We start from the raw sequence: 18,440 nt of genomic DNA on the forward strand, positions 1-18,440 counted from the left end.
CCGCGCTCTTCTCCTGTCCCCTCGCCCCTACGGGGAGAGGGCTAGGGTGAGGGGGCGACAGCACGAACAGGCAACCAATGGCAACTCCCCTGCTGAACACTGAGCACTTCAAACTGAAAACTAGCGAAGCTCCATATTCTGGTACGCACAGCGTACCCTACGGAATGGAAGACGTTTGTTTAACCAACTATCAGCGAAAAAGTAATTCTGTTCGCACTCAGTGAGGGGTGTTTTTATGCCTGAGCTTTTCATCGTCCTGCGGCGCGACATTCCTGGGCTCGATCCTTCCGTTACCGGGCGGATGCTATCGGAGCGGGAACCGCTGTTGGCACGACTGGCTCGCAAGTTGAACGTGGTACCGCTAATGGAATTTGCCAGCCAAGATCCGGCAGAAGGAGCGGCATTGCTGGCCGAGATGGGAGTCGATCCGACCGAGATTGAATTGCCGGAAGAGGCTTGGTTTTCTTCCCACCAAGGTTTAGAAACCGTGCAAGTCCTGAGCGAGTACCTGCAAACACATCCGGCGACGATGCCCGATACCGATCGCATTCTGGAAGAACTCGCCGAGTGGGAAAAAGTCCTCAGCCGGGCAGTCGAGGAGAAAATCCCTTGGCATTTGGCCGTTGATTATTAGGGAACTCACGACGGTAATTCAGAACCTAGCCAACATAAAACGCCGGCCAGTGTGCCACGGGCCTCTGGCCCGTCCGGTCTGCTGAGTTGGTCTCTATTTCGCACTGGCAAGATGCCCAGTGACACACCGGAGTACCCTACGGGTGATTGTTTTATGTTAGACAAAGCATCACGCTGGTGATTACGGTTAGGCATATCAGCGAAATGATCGCCCCTTTCAGCGATACCATGTTCGGTTGGAACAACTGGCCGAGTTCTCCCAAGCGGTGCCAAAGCCAGAAGCCGGTCGGCAGGGTGATGGCGCCAAAGAGCCAGAGCGACCAGATGGGGCTGCCGTGCCGGAGCATTTCGCCGCAATCGCCGATGTGGGCCAACGAGCCAAGCCCGATGTAGGACCCGTTGGCAATCAGGCAGAAGCCGGCAAAGAACTGAGTGATCCCCTTTCCCCAGGCTAAGCGAGCCGGAATTGCCAGCCAGGCGAGCAGCGGCAGAAGGACACCCACCAGCGGGCCGCTCCAGACAACGATCAGCGGGCTGGGGTTCGGCGAAACATCGGTGCGGGAAATGGCCAACGGGTGCAGGACGACCTTCTCGACGGTTCCACCGGTAGCCAGCCCGGCCGCGACATGCCCCAATTCATGCACGCCCATCATCGCCAGCCAGCAGAGGCCCAGGATCGAAGCAGCAAACAGGTACGGGGCTAAGCGATTCATCCACTGGCCAATGAAAGGAGTCGAACGGGAATGGCTTCTATGATATTGTCCTGGCTGGGCAGAACCTAGCCAGGATGAACCGCCTGATCGTGTGCCACGGGCCTCTGGCCTGTGCGGTGCTGCTGAGTTGGGGTGATCTCTGTGGCGAATCTCTTGAGAGGGTGTAAGGCGGCCTCGGATTCTCGGCTGGGGGGTTTATAATAGGAAATTCTGCCCAATTCTTTATCATGGGAAGCATGTCCTTGGGCTCTGTGAACGTTCTGGAAAGACTGCCGAAATTTCATGTCTAGCCGCCGTCCTTTAGGTTTGCCGGTTACGATTGCCGTGATCATGATTGTGCTGCTGATCGCGATGATCATCGGCTGGGTGATTATTACGGTTTTCGCGGCGAAAGAAGATCCGAACTCGGCACCTTTTTACTTCACTTTTCTGCCGATTGGGGCGACATTTCTGGCGGCGATTTTGGCCGGGGTCGTCTTTTACATGATTCTCTCGATCAAGGCGATCAATCTGAACCAGCGTCAGGCCAACTTCATCGATAGCGTCACGCACGAGCTGAAAAGCCCGATCGCTTCGCTGAAGCTTTATCTGCAAACACTCAATCGTCGCTCGATTCCGCCAGAGAAGGTGGGCGGTTTCTACGAAACGATGCTAGAAGATGTCGAGCGTTTGGATCATTTGATCAATCACCTGCTAGAGGCTGGCAGGCTCGATCGTCGGCGCGATGATGCCGAAGAAGGAGAGGTCAGGCTCGATAAGGTGCTCGCTGGCTGTGCCCAATCGGTGACGTTGCTGTACCGAATGCCGCCAGAAACGGTCAGAGTGAAGACGGTACCCTGCACCGTTCAGGGGCTGCATGGCGATATTGAGATCATCTTTAGAAATTTAATCGACAACGCGGTAAAATATTCAGGCAAAGATCCCGAAGTAAGAGTGCAACTGCGGGTGAAATACAACGACGAAGCGGTGGTTGAGGTAACCGATAATGGTCCTGGTATTCCGATTTCGCAGCGGCGAAAGATCTTTGGGCGATTTGTTCGCTTAGGTTTGGAACTCCAACGCGAAACGCCCGGCACGGGTTTGGGGCTGTACCTGGTAAGGACATTGGTACGCCGAATGCGAGGTGAAGTCCGCGTGAAGGATTCGCCTAAAGGAACCGGAACGATGTTTGTCGTGACTTTGCCAGGGGCGAAAACCTTGGTCGAAGCTCGTGCGTCCGATCACTCTACCGAGCCGACCGACACGAGTGATCGTTAGCAGGACAACTTGGTCCGTGGTATGGGAAGACTGAGATAGACGATGAAATCGAACTCTGAAACGCATATTTTGGTGGTGGAAGATGAAGAGCATTTGGCCATCGGAATTCGATACAACCTAGAAGCAGAAGGCTATCATGTGTTTGTGGCGGAAGATGGCCGCTCGGCGCTACGGATTGTCGAGGAAAATACCGGGAAAATCGACCTGGTGATTCTCGATTTGATGTTGCCCGGCATGAGCGGCTACGCCGTGTGCGAAACCTTGCGAAGCAACGGCGAGGATATGCCGATCTTGATCCTCAGCGCGCGGACCCTTTCCGAAGACCGTACCCGCGGGTTCGATGTGGGGGCCGATCAATACATGATGAAACCGTTCGATCTCGACGAGTTTCTCAGCCGCGTGAAGAACCTGCTGTCGCTGCGTCGTCGCCGTCAGCCGCAGAAAGATCCCACGGAAGAGCTGCTTCATCAATACGGCTTCGGCGATGTCGAGATCGATTTCGATACCTTCCAGGCGTTCGTCAACGGCAAACCGATTCGCTTGACGCAGTTAGAGTCGAAGCTGCTGCATTACTTCGTCACCAATCCAGGGCGTATCATTCCGAAGCAAGAGTTGCTGCGGGAAGTGTGGGAAATGCCTGGTCACGTCTCGACCCGCGCCCCTGATCAGTTCATCGCCCGGCTGCGGAAGATGTTCGAGAAAGACAAGTCGAAGCCGAAGCACTTCATCACCATTCGGGACGCTGGCTACCAGTTTTTGCGCAACGGGGATGAGAACATCGCCGCCACTGACGACGCGGAAGCGGACGAGTAGTTCGCGTTGGCGAAAGAACTCAAAAAAAAAGGCTCGACCAAATTGGCCGAGCCTTTTTTAAGGCGATGACGCTAACGTTGGGTAATTAAACCTTCAACGCCCCGTCCTTGGTCTTTTGCTTGTAGTCGACCACGTCCCAGGCCAGACCGCACATTCGCATGAAGCGGATGACGTTCCAGGTGAGGTCGAATTCCCACCACTTGTGGCCATGCACGGCCATGCGGGGGTAAGCGTGGTGATTGTTGTGCCAGCCTTCGCCGAAGGCAGCCAAGCCAACCCACCAGAGATTGGTGCTTTTATCGGTGGTTTCGTAGTTGCGATAACCCCACATATGCGTGGCCGAGTTCACGAACCAAGTCACGTGCAGCAGGATGGTCAAGCGAAGGAACATGCCGTACACCACCATCGAGATCCCGGTGTACCAGCCGCCAATGGCGTAACCGGCACCCAGCAAAGCGGCACCTAGCAGCAAATGCCAGACAATGAAGGTCTTGTGGAAGAACCAAATGACCTTGTCTTTGCGTAGATCGGGTCCCCAACGCATGTGGAGTTCGTCTTTTTCGGCAGCGATGTGGTGCGGGAACAGCCAGATGATATGAGCCCACCATCCGCCATCGAGCGGCGAGTGAGGATCGTCTTCTTTGTCGCTATGAGCATGGTGCTTGCGGTGCGTCGCGACCCAATCCAAGGCCGAACCTTCGCCCGAGAGCTGACCGATAAAGGCCAACGCCCAGCGAACCGGCTTGTAAGTGCGGAAGCCAGCGTGAGTCAAATAGCGATGCAAACCTAAGGTGACGCCAACGCAGCCGGTAAAGTAGTACAGGAAGATGGCCGTAAACAAGCCAACCCAGGTAAAACAGAACGGAGCCGCCAGGGCACCCAAGTGAATCATGCCGATCCAACCGATCGTGGCCCAGGCTCCGCCGTGACGGAAACGCTGCGACATCGGCTTCGATTGCCGAGGGCGATTGGATTGCTTCTTCAGGTTTTTGATATTACGAGGTTTACGCTTCTCAGCAACAAGATTGCTTTCGCCGAGGAGGGATAGGTCTTCTTTTTCAGTGACGATCGACATGGGCTTTCCTTCAATCTCGATCTGTGCGGGGGGAGAGAAATGAGCACAACACTTGTGGCATTCCGGCTGAAGTGTTGCCTCGTTGCAGGAATTGTAAGGGGAATCGTCCAGACGAGAGTAAATGGCGTGTCGCAGCTGTGTAATAGTTATGTAAATGCGGCCTATTACACGACTTGCAGCCCCAGGATTAGGTTGGATGATGTCCCTATTGCGGGGGTTTTTGTGGCGTTTAGGGGAATGCAGAGCTAGCGATCCCCTTTGGCTGATCGCTTAACTGGCCATGGCTTGGCTTCTGCTGGCGTAAAAGACAGATCGGAGTAGAGCTTGTAGTACGTTCCTGCCCCTTGGGTGGCGATGGGGCCGTAATTGCGAAACGTTTCCTCAATTTCCTCTTTCGAGACGGTCGACTCGCCGAGAATCCCGACAGCATAGGCTTCCTTTCCGCGAAGTTCATGCGAGGGCAAGGCAATTTCTACACCCAATAAATCTGGGATTTTTGTGTCGGAGACTTTGCCACGAATCGCAATCAACTTCCCCACATACTTCCTGATTTCCTTGCCTGAAGTAAGCAGCGGAGGGGTCATTTCTAATGCCTTCGGACGGAACGCTTCGTCGAGATGCGTCTGCGGTTCGTCGCCTAGAAGAGCGGAGACACCGAAGGAAAATGACAAAATTGTGAGAATCAGAGTACGAACAAGCATCGAAGATCCTACCTAAAGAAAATCGACGCACGCTAATTGATATCTACCGAGAGACTTCGTTAACGTACGTCGATTGTGGGAAAATCTTGTTAGATTTGAGGAGGAAGGTTACTTCTCTTCTTTCGCGTCTTCCTTGGCCGGCTCTGCAGGCTTGGATTCAGGTTCGGCTTTTTCTTCCGGGGCGGCAGAAGTTTCTGGAGCAGGAGCCGTCTTCATCTTCTCGGTGCTCCAGTCGGCTTTGTAGCGGACCATCTCGGTGTCTTCCGGCACGAAGGTAGGCTCGATCGGTTTGATCTCGCGGACCCACATATTGCGGAACTTAACCGGGTTGCCATGGAATTGAAGGCCGATGCTCCCCTTTTCGCCGTGCGGTTCGTAAGCTGGCGGCTTGTGCCAGTTGGTGCTACCACGCACGGCGTAGCTGTTTTGCAGCACGACGCCGTTATGCAGCACGGTGATGTGAGCCGGAGCGATCACGTCCCCTTTGTCGTTACGCACCGGACGGTTGAAGATGATGTCGTACGTGTTCCACTCGCCTGGTTTTTTCATGGCGTTGACCATGGGGGGCGATTGCTTGTAGACCGCACCGGCCTGGCCGTCGAAGTAGGTCGGATTATCGTACGAGTCGAGGATTTGCACCTCGTATTTCCCCATAAAAAAGATGCCGCTATTGCCGCGACCTTGCCCTCTTCCCTTCACTTCTTCCGGAGATGCCCATTCCAGGTGGACTTGCACGTCGCCAAATTCTTCTTTCGTTTCGATGCCACCTTTGTCAGCCGTGGCGACACCCTCGGCAAACTTCCATTGGTCTCCCCCTTTCCAGGCCGACATGCCTTCGGAGCCGATCAAAATCGTGGCGTCCGAGGGGGCATCGGTCGGCTTTTCGCCTGGGGTAACGACTTGGGGCTCTGGCCATTCAATTCCGCTCAGAAATTCCTGACCATTGGCTAGCGAAACCCAGCCAAGGCAACAAACGAGCGCGAGAAAAACCGGTTTTGACATGCGAGGTGGTCTCCGAGGACGGGGATTTTTGTAACAATAATAGCATGGGGCTACCGATTGCGGCTCCTTATTTTAGTCGGACAAAGCTCCAAAAACGATAGCCACCCGTTCGCAGGCTGTGTTGCCCCAGAATTCCATGCTCAGAGAAATAAGCTGCCCCGATTGTCATTGGCACCGTTTGGTGGGAATAGCCGAAAAACTCCGGCTTTTGCACCAAATAGGGATGCTGCGCCGCGAAGAAAACCCCGATGCGGCAATCATTGAAGAATTGTTTGAACGCAGCGGCAGTAAGCTCGTTTGTGGCGAATGTAGCCGCGTGGGGCTGCGGATCGACTACCCCCGCGACGAGGAAGAAGATTGGGGAGATGGCCGCGTGTGCGAACAATGCCGCAAAACCATTCCAGCGGAACGCCTAGAGATCTTCCCTGATACCAAAATCTGCGTTGCGTGCCAGCAAAAAGATGATGACGGCGAAGACGATACGCAGCCAGATTTTTGTCCGAAGTGTGGCGAGATTATGATGTCTGGCACGTCGCGCGGGGGTGGTCTCACGCGGTATCGCTTGCGTTGTCCTCGCTGCGGTTAACGACTGCTCATGGATTGCCCCCTGCCCTTTTGTTTTCTAATCGAGAAAATCATGCGTGCTTTTTTGTTGCTCTCGCTTGGCGTGTTATTGACCGGCTGCTTTGGGAAACCACCCACCCCAGCGGTACAGCCGTTGGATGAAATAAGTTTCGCGCGGCAGTGGCAAGATGTCGAATCGGCGGCGACCGATAGCATTCATGTGGTCAATTCAGCAGTGCCGCTCGAGCAGCTTCAAGCGATGCAGCCAACGGCCAAGCTCCGCGAACTGCGGCTGGATCAAACCCCGGTTACCGATGCCGAGGCAGATGTGATTGCCCAAATGGATAGCCTGGAAATCGTGAATCTACCGGCCAGCCAGTTAACCGACGCAGGACTAGCCAAGATCGCCGCATTGCCGAATTTGGAATTGCTGCGGATTGGTTCGCCGAAACTAACCGATGCCGGCATCGAAAAAGTGGGCCAGAGCAAAACGATTCTTTACTTGCACCTGATCGATACGCCGATCACCGATCAAGCGTTGCCCGCGATTGCCCAAATGGAGCAGTTGCAATCGTTTTACGCGGATGGAACCCAGTTAACCGACGACGGTATGTCGAACCTGGTGAAGGCGCGGCCTCAGTTGCATATCCACTTTAACGATCTGCACCCCGCCGGTAGCCAGGCCGGACATACGCACGATCATGATCACAGTGATGGCCATGATCACAACCACGATCACAAGCATTAAAAGCCAAATCAGGTAGGGTCCGCTGTGCGGACCGGAGTTTGCTTACCACGATTGGGCAGGTTGGGCCCGCACCGTGTTTAGACCGGACACAAGGGGAACACCCGTTCGGACACATAGGTAACACTGAACTCAGGTTGTTTTTCGTCAAGCACGCCGATGCAGAAGTGGCCCTAGTAGACAATCCCATATGCCTGGCCCGGTTGTTTCAAAAAGGCCGATACGTCTACCAACCAGGCGTGCCCAACAGCCCCAAGGGGCGACCGTCAATAGCCAGGTGGCGGAAGCCCCTGGTCGACTTGACGGCTACGAACGCCCCGTTGGGGCTCAATTTCGAGAACGCATACTTCCCTGGGGCTTCCGCCCCTGGCTATTGACTGTCGCCCCTTTGGGGCTGAGGGAAAAGCGATTTCAAGCACGATGGAGAATGCCCATGTAGGGTCCCGCTGTGCGGAACGGAATGTGGTTTCTGTTGGTACTGCGTGTGCCTTCTGCTTGGTCCGCATAGTAGACACGATATGTTGAGAGATCGCGTCAGCGTAGGATAGCGTTACGTGGACTGGAGCTTGTTCACCCACCGCAGACCGTAACCTGTTTGCGCTACCACGCGCCAATAGGTGGGAGCGGTCCGCCCAGCGGACCCTACGGTGGTGTTGCTGCTTCGTTCAAGTGGGACTGCGAACGACTTGATTTCTGTGCGGTAGCTTGCGATAAACAAGCCTGCTGCTGAATTCCCACCCCTTCTCTCTTCCTGAGCGAGTATCTCCCCATGGCCCGAGACTGGTCTGAACTGCACGAACTTGCCACCGATTTGTTTGCCTGGCCGACCGATGCCGCCGGGTGGGAGCCGTATCGTTTGTCGGCGGCGCAGGTCGATACGTTTCATGAGCAAGGCTTTTTGACCGGGGTGAAGATTCTCGACGAGAAGCAGATCGAAGCGTTGAAGACCGAGTTGGCAGAGTTCTTCGAGGCAGATCACGAAGGGCAAGAATTGTGGTACGAGTACCACAGCAACGAATCGACCACGCCGGAAAAGGTTTTGTTTCATGCGTTGGGGGCGTGGCGATTGCGGCCAGCGTTTCACGATGTGTTGTGGGCACCTGGTTTTGTGATGGCGGCCAGTCAATTACTGGGGGGATCGGTCCGTTTCTGGCACGATCAACTTTTCTGTAAGCCTGCCAAGCATGGCGGCGTGGTGGCCTGGCATCAAGATTACTCGTATTGGACACGCACTAAACCGATTGCCCACCTGACCTGTTGGATCGGTCTGGACGACGCCACGAATGAAAACGGCTGCGTGCAGTATATCCCCGGTAGTCACCAGTGGGACTTGCTGCCGATCACTGGCTTGGCGGGCAACATGGAAGCGATTCAAGAGGTGCTTACCGACGAGCAGTGGGAGAAGTTTCAACATCCGGTTGCCGCTGAACTGAAAGCAGGCGAAGCGACGTTTCATCATGCGTTAACCGTGCATGGCTCGTTTGAAAACCGGATCGATCGCCCACGCCGCGCGGTGGTGATCAATGCTTTTCGCGATGGGGTGGTTAGCGATAAGAACGAAGAATTGCTAACTGGTGTCCCGCCGATAGCGCCTGGGGAAAAAATGGAAGGGCAGTTCTTTCCCCTGCTCTTCAACCCTGCGTCGATCGCGTAGCGGGAACGTTGGGCAGCCTGGGACGAAAAGTTGCTTGTCAATTTTGGAGAACCTACCTACGATACGGTGGGTCTTTCCGGTTGGACTTGTCTTCTGCATTTCTTGTTGCGTCTCAGGCGTGGGAGTATTTCGTGGCGTTGAAAACCCTGAGTAAATTTGCCCGCACGCTGACAATGGGGGGCTTGCTGGCCGCTACGTTGTTGGCCCCCATGCCATCGGTTCAGGCAGAAGATGCCGATGCGTTGATTGGGGAACTGCTGAAAGAAGGTTGGCAAGTCGGGCCGGCAGGCATGGACGTTGTCCGCCGCGGGGAAGCTTCAGCCGGGCAGCTGCGCGATCCGAATGTCTTTTATGCCACCGGCTTGGCTTTGTTGCGGCATCATCAGTACGACGAAGCCGCCGCTGCGTTTGACGCGGCGATTCAATTGGATCGCAAGCACTATCCCAGCTGGCGTGGCTTGATATGGGTGCGCACGCTGCAAGAGAAGTTCGACAACGCGTTGGTCTTCGCCACGCGGCTAGGCAAAGAGTTACCCACCAGCGAGTTGATGCCTGACCAGGAAGCCGAAGTGGTCGAGACGATTCGCTTAATGGGAAGGTTGTTCGGTTTCTACGAAGGGCCTCGTTCTGGTGAGGTCTCGGCCGCATTAGTGCAGCGGGCTCGCGACGCCATCGAGCCGGCGCTGGTCGGTTCTCGGCAAGTCGAGTTCGAGAACAACTATCAAGACGTGGCTACGCTGTTCACCGCCTCGACCACGTTACAGCAAGATGCCAAAGACGACGCTTTGCAACAAGAGAAGCTGCAAAAAATGCAGCAACAACAAGAGATTGCCATTCGTCGCAAGCAGATTGATATCGACAAGCAACAAGCGGCCGCTCGAGTCGATCAACTGCGTAGCGAGTGGACGCAAGAGCAGCAGAAGTTCGATCAGGCCGAAGCCCCGCTCAATGCGGCGCTTGGCCAGTTAGACGCGCAGCAGCGTGTCATTCGGAACGAGCTTGCCTTGTTGGTGGACGATATCTTTCGGCTGAATGATGAACTAGGAAGAACGAAAGACCCCAACCGCCGCGATCGCCTGCAACGCGAGATTTTTCGGTTAGAACGCCTGGTGAGCGGCTATGAGCAAGACTTGGCACTCGTTCAAGCCGAAGCGCGACGCTTGTCGGCAAATCGCGATAATTTGCGGACCCGGCGTCTGCAAACGCAACAGCAGTTCGAGGCCGAGATCAAACAGCAAAACGATCGCCAGCAAGATTTGGCACGTGCCGAAAAGCGTGTCGACTTGGAAGCCCGCCGCAACAATCGCCCGGCGGTGGGCAACACGGCCAAAGTTCGTGTTCTTTCGGCAAAAGCCAGCAGCATCCGCACATACGCAGACTTTCCTTTGGAAGTCGAACGATTGACGCTGCTGGGCAACTAACGCTTGTCTAAGTGCTCGCGTTCTGTTCGTAATTCGCCACGTATTGTAAGAGGTGCTCTTGCGAGATCACCCCGTTTTGCAGGAGATCGCGCGAACAGACCATGACGACATTGGCTTGCGCTTCATTCATCCATTGGGCGACGTCCCCCAAGGTGGTATTGGACGGCACGTGGTGGTTGGGCCGAATCAATTCGATCGCGCGAGTAACCTGGGCTGGCTTCTCATGATACAGCGTTTGCGCGATCTCGCGACACTTTTGCCGACGAAGATCCCGTTCCGAGAGAACCCCCAACGTGTATTCACCTTGCGTCACCAGACAATACTTGGCGTGGTGACTTAGCAGCTCGATCCGCATATTGTCTAAGGTGGTTTCCGAGTCGATCAAGTGCGGCAAGCGGTCGTAAATTTGGGAGACGGCAACATCCTTGGCGGGATGTTGGCTGTACGCAAATTCACGAATGAAATCACTGGTGGTGATCATACCGACCAAGTTTTCGCCTTGGGTGACCGGCAGCGAGTGGTAGCCACTTTCTAAGAAGCGTGCTAAGGCGGTTTGGCCTGTCTCTTGGGCATCGATGGTGACTAAGTGGGTTTGCATAATATCGGCAATCGATATTTGCAGCGAGTCGCGCGGCACCTGAAAGTTGGTGGAGGCGGCTTCTCTTTCGGCGGCAGCGCGGACGATATCTTGATCGGAAACAATCCCGATTAGTCGTTTCTCGTTATCGATGACCGGCCAATGATGAAAACCGGTGGAATAAAGTCTTTCCAGCAGTTCGTCGAGCTGGGTATCGCGGTGGATGCAGATGGGATTGAAGGTCACCAGCGACTCGATGCCGTGGCTGAGAAACGATTCGCGGACAATCATGATATTGTCTTGCTCTTATTGAGGACCGCGCTGCCAATCGTACGGGGGCGACCAACGTAAGTCCCGGAATTCGTGGATGAAATGACTGAACAAATTTAGATTACGTGCGCAGCCATCCATAAAATAACGTCGCAAGGCGGGGCTTGAGAAAGTGTACGGCTGAAGCTGCTATTTGCAGATAAAATGCCAAGCCGTAGCTAGAGATTTACGACGCGAATTCGTCGGAAGATAACGATTGTCAGGCGTGTATTGGCGATTCGCGTCCGAGGACGCTTCGCTGGGCATTCGGCGAGAGCGGCGGATGTAGAGTCCGCCGCAGCTCGCCGCTGACGGTTCGCCTTGCTTGGCAAAGAGATAACCGTGGTGTAGCTAGGCCATTAACTGGCCCAGCCAGCCCACGCAGTTGCTTATCGATCGGCGGGAACCATGCCTTGGGTTTTCAGCCAGGCCAAGCACAAATCTGGCCATGCTGCCGACCCTGGAACATCCTTCCCGAGGCCAATCCCGTGACGTCCTTTCTCGAAGATGTGCATCTCCGCAGGAACTCCCTTTTCTTTCAAAGCCATGTAGAAATCAACACTGTTTTGCGGAGGCACAGCGGTGTCTTCGGTGGTGTGAAATAAGAACGTAGGAGGCGTTTCGGCGGTGACTTGGCGTTCGCTCGACATCTCGGCAACCAACTCGGCCGGGGCGTCATCGCCCAGTAGATTTCGCTGCGAACCCTTGTGCGTATACGGCTTGTCGAACGCGATCACCGGGTAGCAAAGGATCATGAAGTCGGGCCGCGAGCTGACCTGTTCGACAGGGTCTTTGGAATCGGGATTCCCTTTGTCGAAGTGAGTACCGGCGGAAGAAGCCAGGTGCCCCCCAGCCGAGAAGCCCATGATGCCGATCCGTTTGGGATCTAAGTTGTATTCTTCAGCCCGGGCACGCACCGTGCGGATCGCTCGTTGGGCATCTTGCAGCGGAGCTGGGTGCTTGTAGCCACGGTTTGCATGGCGGTATTCGACCACGAACGCGGCTACGCCATGTTTGTTCCAAAATTCACCGATCTCGACCCCTTCGTGCCCGGTGGCTAAATGGCCGTAACCACCCCCTGGGCATACCACGATTGCGCAACCAGTGTTGATTTCGGAAGCAGGCATATAGGCGGTAATGGTGGGAATATCCTTATCTTCGGTACCATGGGCACCAGGCGCCCCTTCCGGCCAGAGGGGTTCTTTGGCTGGGTCGGCTGCGACAAGGGATGTGGTAGCAAGCAGGACGGCGAATAGTCCTAAGGCAAACTGAATTCGCATGATGAAACTCCGGAAGGGTAGAAAACAAAGGAGGTGTCAAACTTTGGTCGCAATTGGGGTCGCGGGATGCACCAAGCCATTTCACATGGTAACTTATTAAATTGTATGATTTCAGAAATTCACGACATTTTTATTCCCCCCCCAATCCTGGCAGCCGGTTGAATTTTACCGATCGGCTTCCCCTTGCCCACTGCCTTCCAAAGGATCTACCGTGCGAAAAAGTTTGCTTGCTGCTATTACGTTGGTTGTCGCACTGGTGAGCGGCACGACTGCTTACACCTATTATCGTTTGGCCGGGACCGGAACCAAGATGACCAGCGCGGCTACGGCCCTGGTCGATTCGCTGAACGCAGAACAGCGCCAAGCGATGTTGTTTCCCTACGATAGCGACAAACGCGTGGGCTGGCACTTCATCCCCAAGGATGAACGTAAAGGTCTGATGATGCGGGACATGACCGACCAGCAGCGGGCTCTCACGCACGATCTGCTACAGGTCGCGCTCAGCCAGATTGGTTACGACAAGACCGACAAAATCATGGCCAACGAGGCGCTACTGAAGCATGTGCAAAAGTCAGGGCCGATTCGCGACCCACTGCGTTATTACGTGTCGATCTTTGGCGAGCCGAAGGAAGGACAGCGCTGGGGGCTGAGCTTTGAAGGGCATCACCTTTCGCTGAATTTTGTGGTGGAAGGTGACGAGGTTGTTTCTTCAACGCCCCAGTTTTTCGCCACGAATCCAGCGGAACTGAAAGAAGACTACCACCTAGAAGGTTACCCGCAGGGGATGGCCATTCTGAAGAAGGAAGAAGACCTGGGGCTTTATCTGATCAACATGATGGCGCCGGCTCAGCAGAAGGTGGCGATCATTTCCGAGAAGAGCCCCTCCGAGATTCGCAACGCGGGCGAAACGCACCCACCGCAAACGGCTCCAGAAGGCATTGCCTGGGGGCACCTCAATAAGAACGAAATGGCCACGCTGACCACGTTGATCGATACCTACATTTCAGCGATGCCCCAAGACGTGGCCGCCAAACGGTACGCTGCTTTGAAGGAAGGTGGCTGGGAAAGCATTCACTTTGCTTGGGCTGGCGGACTGAAAAAAGGGGTTCCGCATTACTACCGCATTCAGGGAAAAACGTTTTTAATTGAGTTCGTCAACGCTCAGCCGGACGTTTCGGGTAACCCGGCGAATCACATTCACTGCGTGTGGCGCGACCTGCAAGGTGACTTCGCCCTTCCTGCGAAGTAAGCCTTGCGTGGGCGTCTCCAAAAATCGGCACCCATGATGGACAGTTTGTGCGTATTTTGCGGGTCGGCCTCTGGTAGCCGACCTGTTTACACGGAAGTCGCTTCTGAATTAGGCCGCTTGCTGGCCCAGCGGAAGATCCGTCTGGTTTATGGTGGCGGCAAAGTCGGCATGATGGGCGCCGTCGCCGATGCCGTGCTCGCTGCTGGCGGTGAAGTCGTCGGCGTGATCCCTGGGGCTTTGGTCGAACGCGAGTTAGCTCACCACGGTGTGAACGAGTTGATCGTCGTCGACTCGATGCACCAGCGCAAAGCGAAGATGGCCGAGCTCTCCGACGGGTTCCTGGCCTTGCCGGGCGGGTTCGGCACGCTGGAAGAATTGTTCGAGGTGGTGACCTGGGCCCAGCTTGGTTTTCATCACAAACCGTGCGGCCTGTTGAACGTGGCAGGTTTTTTCGACGCCTTGCTAGCGATGCTCGACCACGCCCACGACGAGGCGTTTCTGTACCAAGGCAATCGCGAACTGCTGCTCACCGCGAACGAGCCCAACGCAATTTTAGAACAACTAATCGCCGCCCACCCGCCGCAGAACCCCCGCTGGATCGATCGGACGGAGACGTGATTATGTCGCGCAATGTCTATGTGATCTCTGGGCCAAATGGTGCCGGCAAGACGACTTTCGCCACGAAGTTTCTGCCCGAGTTTGTGCAGTGCAAGCAGTTTCTGAATGCTGACCTGATTGCCGCCGGTTTGGCCCCGTTCGATCCCGAGTCGCAAAACTTCGCGGCAGGGAAGCTAATGCTCAAGCGGATCGATGAATTAACCGCCCAACGGGAAAACTTCAGCTTCGAGACCACCCTTTCTGGGCGAGCCTATCTCCGGCGATTTCAGGCGATGAAACAAGCCGGGTACCAGATTCACCTCTTCTTTCTGTGGCTGCCCAGCGAAGAAGTCGCCATCGCCCGCGTTGCCAACCGCGTGAAGCAAGGAGGGCACAATATTCCGGAAGCGGACATCCGCCGTAGGTATCATTCAGGAGTGCGGAATTTTTGGCAGTGGTATGCTAAAGAAGTGGACTCTTGGCAACTATATAACGCGATGATCATTCCTCCTAAGTTAATTGCCGAAACGGTGAACGACACGATAACCGTTTACGATAAGACCGCCTTGGACACTTTTAAGAACAGTGTGGAAAGAAGCCGTGATGCCTGAGAAAAGCGAAATGGCGAAGAAAGCTGCCTCCGGATTCCGGGTGGCGATGCTCTCGGTGATCGAAACCTGTCAGCGCACCCAAACGCCGCTGATTACGGAGATCGACGGCCAGGTGCGGCATATCCCTTACGATCAGATTGAAGACTTCATCGACATCGCTGCGCTGCGGCAGGAGGAAGCCAACGGTTCAGCGGACCAGCGTGAGGCCGGTCGGTAGGCTCTCGCCGAAAATTTGCGATTGCTCTTCTTCGTCCAGTTGGCCACCTTCGCGGACGATGCGGACCCAGTGTTCGGGGGCTTTCTCCCGTTCTAGCCACTGGGAGGCTGCCGAGCGGGTTGCTTCGGTCAGGTCGCGGTAACGGTCGCCTGTTTTGCGGGCCAGCTGCATGACGGCCAACAGGTCGGCGCGGTCGGTTGTCTTTTGCTGCTGGAACACATCCAACCACTTGGTGACGATCTCTTTCGGAACGAGCGTATTGAGCGGACCGTAAACGGGAACGCGCGTGCCCAGGCGGCCAATCGTCCACCCCATCGCGCCGCGGGCTGGTTCCAGCTTCTTCTTCCCCAGCAAATCGACCAGCATCCGGCCGATCTCAGTTTTTTCTGAGGCGCCTAGCAGTTCGAGGCTCCCCAGCAGACGCCACGCTTCGATCGCTTGCTGCGGCGTGAACGTAGCGGTCGACGTGCCACCACCACCGCTGGTCATTCGCTTGTGCATCACCCGCGTGGCGAGCAAAAGAGGCTCGGCGACGGCCAGTTGTTGCCCGCGATTCAAGCCGCCAGCGATGCGCCGCCAGAGAATGAGGGACTGATTGCGGCAGTTGTCGTCGTTGTGCAGCACTTTGCCTTGCAGTAACTTCCAAGTTTCGGAAACGCGCCAATCGTCCAAGGCCAGCCCGTAGCCGGGGCGCAAGCAATAGCCGGTCAGATTGAGCCACCGCGATTCATGGGTCGGGCTCTTGCTGCGGCCAGCTGCAAGGTCCATCAGGTGTTCCCACATCCGCCGCAACAGCGAGGTCGGCCAGGCATCGCGTGGCATCTCGAGGGCTGCTTCCAAATCTTTGATCAGCTGCTGCGGCTTGCGGACCGGGTTGTCGCCGAAGGTCTCGTCGAGCAACTTGGCCGCTTCGTTCCACAGCGATTCGTCGAGCATCCCTTCCGCTTCGCGGGCCGACTCATGGGCGGCGACATCGGTTTGCGTGGCGCTGCGGATGTCGAACTGCAGCCGCCAGGTGCGATCGGAATCGACCTCGCCGCACCAAAGCTCGATGGTGCCGATCTCGGTCAGCTTGGCGTGCAGATGAACGGGGATGGTCTCGGCTTCGCTGCGGCGGCGGGCCCGCAAAACAGTGCGAATCGGCGGCAACGCTTTGATCTGCTGTGGATCGATCGGGACCAATTGTCCCGGCTTATCAATCAAACGGGTACTGGAAACAAACAGCGGGAACTCGACCGGTTCGGAAACGCGCAGTTGGAAGTTGTGCTGCAGGTCGATCTCTTGGCCTGGCTCGGTTGTGGCCGGCAAGAGGCACATTGCTTCGGCCTCGCCTGACGTGGTCGAGCCGACGCCAATATAGTACGTGCGGGCCAGGTTGGCCGTGATCTTCACGCCGGTGCCACGGCGAACTTGACCGTAATAGGCGGCACCACGGGCCACGGCCAGATCGAGGTGGGCGTTTTCGAGCAAGGTGGGTTGCCAGGTGGGGTCCTCTTGCTGGAACCAACTACTGAGCACTTCCAGCAGCCGCTGTTTCAAGACGGGGGACTCGAAGAAGCCGCCATTGAATAGCACCAGGTCAGGCCGCACGGCGCCGCTCGGATGACGGCTTTCCTCTTCGATGACTTCGTGGTGCGTTCGTAGAAAATAAGCCAGCCACTTGGAAATCGCCGCGTCGGGGGCGTACGGCAGGCCGAACTCTTGAAAGCCGGACGTGCGCATCTCCGGTGTCTCGTGCAAGCCGCTGGCCGGCAGGAAACCTTCGACTAACACCTGGTGGACTTCGTCGCGGGTGACTTCGCACTGCAGCGCTCCGCCGATCAGCTTCGAGCCCATCGCCGGTAGGCTGACCGTTTGCGATTCTGGAGCTTCGGGGCCGAGGAACGTTTCTTTGATTTGGCGGCAACGGCGCACCAAAATCGACCAGCGATCGGCTGGCAGCTTCTCTTTCGGCGAAAGTTTGCCTTCCAGGTAATGGGCCAGGGCCAGGTCGAGGTTATCGCCGCCGAGAATCAAATGCTCGCCCACCGCCACGCGGTGAAACTGAACGAGGTCTTCGTCGCCAGCGCGGGCCCGGATCAAGGTGAAGTCGCTCGTTCCGCCGCCGATATCGCAGACCAAAATGGTTTGCCCAGGAGAAACTTGCGTTTGCCAGGTGTCGGCGTGCTTGGCCAGCCAATCGTAAAAAGCGGCTTGCGGTTCTTCGATGAGCACGACTCGCTTGAGGCCAGCCTGTTTGGCGGCTTCCACCGTCAGTTCGCGCGCAATTTCATCGAACGACGCCGGCAACGTCAGGACAATGTCTTGCTTCTCCAGCGGCTCTTGCTTGAAGCGGGCGTTCCAGGCGGCGCGGACGTGCTTCAAGTAGCGGCTGCTGACTTCGACCGGCGAAAGCTTCTCGACGTCGGCACTGCCATGCCAAGGAAGCAAAGCGGCGGTGCGGTCGACGCCGGAATGCGAGAGCCAGCTTTTGGCCGAGTTGATCATGCGGCCTGGCACACTCGTACCGTGATCGCGGGCAAAGGTGCCGACCGTGCTGGATTCGTCCCCTTTGCTCCACGGCAACTTCAGCGAGCTAGGTGGGAACTCGTTCTGAGCTGCTTGATAATGGAACGAAGGAAGCGTCGGCCGCGCTTCGACCTGACCCGGGGCAATTACCTGCGGCACGAGAAACGTTTCGATGGCGGCACCTTCGTGGTGCGTATCGAGGAACGTGACGGCAGAGTTGGTTGTGCCGAGATCGATGCCGACGAGGTAACGGCTGGGGAGTTCTTCTTCGAGGCCAGTTGGCGCGGCGGAAGTTGCTTGGACGATGGACATGTTGTTGGGGCGATCTTGAGCAGCCCCTCAACCTAACCCTCTCCCCTCAGGGGCGAGGGGACCAGATAAGGGAGAGATGCGGCGAGTTTGGTCGTACATTATTTTCGTAGGGTGCGTCTTGATGCATCAAGCCCTGGCAAAACGTAGAACTACGTACCAAAGCGTGGTAACGCAAAATATCGTGCGCTGCTGAGTTGCGGCT

The 18,440-nt window shown here is 56.1% G+C and carries 18 protein-coding genes; 11 read left to right on the forward strand and 7 right to left on the reverse strand.

The window, feature by feature from the left end; translation table 11 throughout:
- Positions 1 to 235 precede the first annotated feature (235 nt).
- Positions 236 to 634 (forward strand): hypothetical protein, encoded by a 399-nt coding sequence (locus DTL42_RS17320; protein ID WP_114370260.1) that lies wholly within the window; start codon positions 236 to 238, stop codon positions 632 to 634.
- Between the two features lie 151 nt (positions 635 to 785).
- On the opposite strand, the gene DTL42_RS17325 is transcribed toward DTL42_RS17320, so the two are convergent.
- Positions 786 to 1,346 (reverse strand): hypothetical protein, encoded by a 561-nt coding sequence (locus DTL42_RS17325; protein ID WP_114370262.1) that lies wholly within the window; start codon positions 1,344 to 1,346, stop codon positions 786 to 788.
- 282 nt (positions 1,347 to 1,628) lie between these two features.
- Here DTL42_RS17325 and DTL42_RS17330 point away from each other — a divergent pair, with 282 nt between their 5' ends.
- Together DTL42_RS17330 and DTL42_RS17335 are read left to right on the forward strand one after the other, a co-directional pair.
- Positions 1,629 to 2,603 carry a sensor histidine kinase gene (locus DTL42_RS17330; protein ID WP_114370264.1) on the forward strand — a complete coding sequence of 325 codons (975 nt, stop codon included), beginning with the start codon at positions 1,629 to 1,631 and terminating at the stop codon, positions 2,601 to 2,603.
- A 42-nt stretch (positions 2,604 to 2,645) separates the two neighbouring features.
- Positions 2,646 to 3,416 carry a response regulator transcription factor gene (locus DTL42_RS17335; RefSeq protein ID WP_114370266.1) on the forward strand — a complete coding sequence of 257 codons (771 nt, stop codon included), beginning with the start codon at positions 2,646 to 2,648 and terminating at the stop codon, positions 3,414 to 3,416.
- Positions 3,417 to 3,501: 85 nt separating this feature from the next.
- Here DTL42_RS17335 and DTL42_RS17340 read toward each other — a convergent pair whose 3' ends face one another.
- The 3 genes from DTL42_RS17340 to DTL42_RS17350 form a co-directional block, all read right to left on the reverse strand.
- Complete coding sequence (locus DTL42_RS17340; RefSeq protein WP_114370268.1) at positions 3,502 to 4,491, reverse strand: acyl-CoA desaturase; 990 nt, start codon at positions 4,489 to 4,491, stop codon at positions 3,502 to 3,504.
- Between the two features lie 245 nt (positions 4,492 to 4,736).
- Positions 4,737 to 5,192 carry a hypothetical protein gene (locus DTL42_RS17345; protein ID WP_114370271.1) on the reverse strand — a complete coding sequence of 152 codons (456 nt, stop codon included), beginning with the start codon at positions 5,190 to 5,192 and terminating at the stop codon, positions 4,737 to 4,739.
- A gap of 108 nt (positions 5,193 to 5,300) precedes the next feature.
- Entirely contained in the window at positions 5,301 to 6,194 is an 894-nt protein-coding gene (locus DTL42_RS17350) for a family 16 glycoside hydrolase (protein WP_114370273.1), read from the reverse strand.
- Between the two features lie 223 nt (positions 6,195 to 6,417).
- On the opposite strand from DTL42_RS17350, the gene DTL42_RS17355 reads away from it, so the two are divergent.
- The 4 genes from DTL42_RS17355 (at position 6,418) to DTL42_RS17370 (ending at position 10,578) form a co-directional block, all read left to right on the forward strand.
- On the forward strand, positions 6,418 to 6,780 hold the full coding sequence (locus DTL42_RS17355) for a TraR/DksA C4-type zinc finger protein (protein WP_158545438.1): 363 nt from the start codon (positions 6,418 to 6,420) through the stop codon (positions 6,778 to 6,780).
- A gap of 51 nt (positions 6,781 to 6,831) precedes the next feature.
- Positions 6,832 to 7,506, forward strand: coding sequence for a leucine-rich repeat domain-containing protein (locus DTL42_RS17360; protein WP_114370277.1), 675 nt, complete (start codon positions 6,832 to 6,834; stop codon positions 7,504 to 7,506).
- 766 nt (positions 7,507 to 8,272) lie between these two features.
- On the forward strand, positions 8,273 to 9,157 hold the full coding sequence (locus DTL42_RS17365; protein WP_114370279.1) for a phytanoyl-CoA dioxygenase family protein: 885 nt from the start codon (positions 8,273 to 8,275) through the stop codon (positions 9,155 to 9,157).
- A 131-nt stretch (positions 9,158 to 9,288) separates the two neighbouring features.
- Positions 9,289 to 10,578 (forward strand): hypothetical protein, encoded by a 1,290-nt coding sequence (locus DTL42_RS17370; protein WP_114370281.1) that lies wholly within the window; start codon positions 9,289 to 9,291, stop codon positions 10,576 to 10,578.
- Between the two features lie 7 nt (positions 10,579 to 10,585).
- Here DTL42_RS17370 and DTL42_RS17375 read toward each other — a convergent pair whose 3' ends face one another.
- Both DTL42_RS17375 and DTL42_RS17380 read right to left on the reverse strand, forming a co-directional pair.
- Positions 10,586 to 11,446 carry a CBS domain-containing protein gene (locus DTL42_RS17375; RefSeq protein ID WP_114370283.1) on the reverse strand — a complete coding sequence of 287 codons (861 nt, stop codon included), beginning with the start codon at positions 11,444 to 11,446 and terminating at the stop codon, positions 10,586 to 10,588.
- Positions 11,447 to 11,853: 407 nt separating this feature from the next.
- Positions 11,854 to 12,744: an alpha/beta hydrolase gene (locus tag DTL42_RS17380; RefSeq protein WP_114370285.1), complete on the reverse strand. Its 891-nt coding sequence runs from the start codon at positions 12,742 to 12,744 to the stop codon at positions 11,854 to 11,856.
- Positions 12,745 to 12,955: 211 nt separating this feature from the next.
- Between DTL42_RS17380 and DTL42_RS17385 the strand changes: the two genes are divergently transcribed.
- Genes DTL42_RS17385 through DTL42_RS17400 form a run of 4 tightly spaced genes read left to right on the forward strand, consistent with a single transcriptional unit; the run spans position 12,956 to position 15,418 of the window.
- Positions 12,956 to 13,993 carry a DUF3500 domain-containing protein gene (locus DTL42_RS17385; protein ID WP_114370287.1) on the forward strand — a complete coding sequence of 346 codons (1,038 nt, stop codon included), beginning with the start codon at positions 12,956 to 12,958 and terminating at the stop codon, positions 13,991 to 13,993.
- A gap of 33 nt (positions 13,994 to 14,026) precedes the next feature.
- The gene (locus tag DTL42_RS17390; RefSeq protein WP_199590165.1) at positions 14,027 to 14,611 is read left to right on the forward strand and encodes a TIGR00730 family Rossman fold protein; all 585 of its coding nucleotides are present in this window, start codon (positions 14,027 to 14,029) and stop codon (positions 14,609 to 14,611) included.
- A 2-nt stretch (positions 14,612 to 14,613) separates the two neighbouring features.
- Positions 14,614 to 15,201, forward strand: coding sequence for an AAA family ATPase (locus DTL42_RS17395; protein WP_114370289.1), 588 nt, complete (start codon positions 14,614 to 14,616; stop codon positions 15,199 to 15,201).
- A complete protein-coding gene (locus tag DTL42_RS17400) occupies positions 15,194 to 15,418 on the forward strand; it encodes a hypothetical protein (protein WP_114370291.1) in 225 nt (74 codons plus the stop codon). The genes DTL42_RS17395 and DTL42_RS17400 overlap by 8 nt, the downstream gene beginning before the upstream one ends.
- Here the strand turns inward: DTL42_RS17400 and DTL42_RS17405 are convergent.
- Positions 15,389 to 18,238, reverse strand: a complete 2,850-nt coding sequence (locus tag DTL42_RS17405) for a hsp70 family protein (RefSeq protein WP_234824249.1) — start codon at positions 18,236 to 18,238, stop codon at positions 15,389 to 15,391. The two genes, DTL42_RS17400 and DTL42_RS17405, sit on opposite strands and share 30 nt — an antisense overlap.
- Positions 18,239 to 18,440 lie beyond the last annotated feature (202 nt).

Source organism: Bremerella cremea (assembly GCF_003335505.1).
Taxonomy (GTDB): Bacteria; Planctomycetota; Planctomycetia; order Pirellulales; family Pirellulaceae; genus Bremerella; species Bremerella cremea_A.

Coding starts and splice junctions, on each gene's coding strand:
- DTL42_RS17320 (WP_114370260.1), top strand. CDS start 236: ATGCCTGAGCTTTTCATCGTCCTGCGGCGCGACATTCCTGGGCTCGAT.
- DTL42_RS17360 (WP_114370277.1), top strand. CDS start 6,832: ATGCGTGCTTTTTTGTTGCTCTCGCTTGGCGTGTTATTGACCGGCTGC.
- DTL42_RS17340 (WP_114370268.1), bottom strand. CDS start 4,491: ATGTCGATCGTCACTGAAAAAGAAGACCTATCCCTCCTCGGCGAAAGC.
- DTL42_RS17350 (WP_114370273.1), bottom strand. CDS start 6,194: ATGTCAAAACCGGTTTTTCTCGCGCTCGTTTGTTGCCTTGGCTGGGTT.
- DTL42_RS17405 (WP_234824249.1), bottom strand. CDS start 18,238: ATGTCCATCGTCCAAGCAACTTCCGCCGCGCCAACTGGCCTCGAAGAA.
- DTL42_RS17380 (WP_114370285.1), bottom strand. CDS start 12,744: ATGCGAATTCAGTTTGCCTTAGGACTATTCGCCGTCCTGCTTGCTACC.
- DTL42_RS17335 (WP_114370266.1), top strand. CDS start 2,646: ATGAAATCGAACTCTGAAACGCATATTTTGGTGGTGGAAGATGAAGAG.
- DTL42_RS17375 (WP_114370283.1), bottom strand. CDS start 11,446: ATGATTGTCCGCGAATCGTTTCTCAGCCACGGCATCGAGTCGCTGGTG.
- DTL42_RS17395 (WP_114370289.1), top strand. CDS start 14,614: ATGTCGCGCAATGTCTATGTGATCTCTGGGCCAAATGGTGCCGGCAAG.
- DTL42_RS17390 (WP_199590165.1), top strand. CDS start 14,027: ATGATGGACAGTTTGTGCGTATTTTGCGGGTCGGCCTCTGGTAGCCGA.
- DTL42_RS17400 (WP_114370291.1), top strand. CDS start 15,194: ATGCCTGAGAAAAGCGAAATGGCGAAGAAAGCTGCCTCCGGATTCCGG.
- DTL42_RS17325 (WP_114370262.1), bottom strand. CDS start 1,346: ATGAATCGCTTAGCCCCGTACCTGTTTGCTGCTTCGATCCTGGGCCTC.
- DTL42_RS17365 (WP_114370279.1), top strand. CDS start 8,273: ATGGCCCGAGACTGGTCTGAACTGCACGAACTTGCCACCGATTTGTTT.
- DTL42_RS17345 (WP_114370271.1), bottom strand. CDS start 5,192: ATGCTTGTTCGTACTCTGATTCTCACAATTTTGTCATTTTCCTTCGGT.
- DTL42_RS17355 (WP_158545438.1), top strand. CDS start 6,418: ATGCTGCGCCGCGAAGAAAACCCCGATGCGGCAATCATTGAAGAATTG.
- DTL42_RS17330 (WP_114370264.1), top strand. CDS start 1,629: ATGTCTAGCCGCCGTCCTTTAGGTTTGCCGGTTACGATTGCCGTGATC.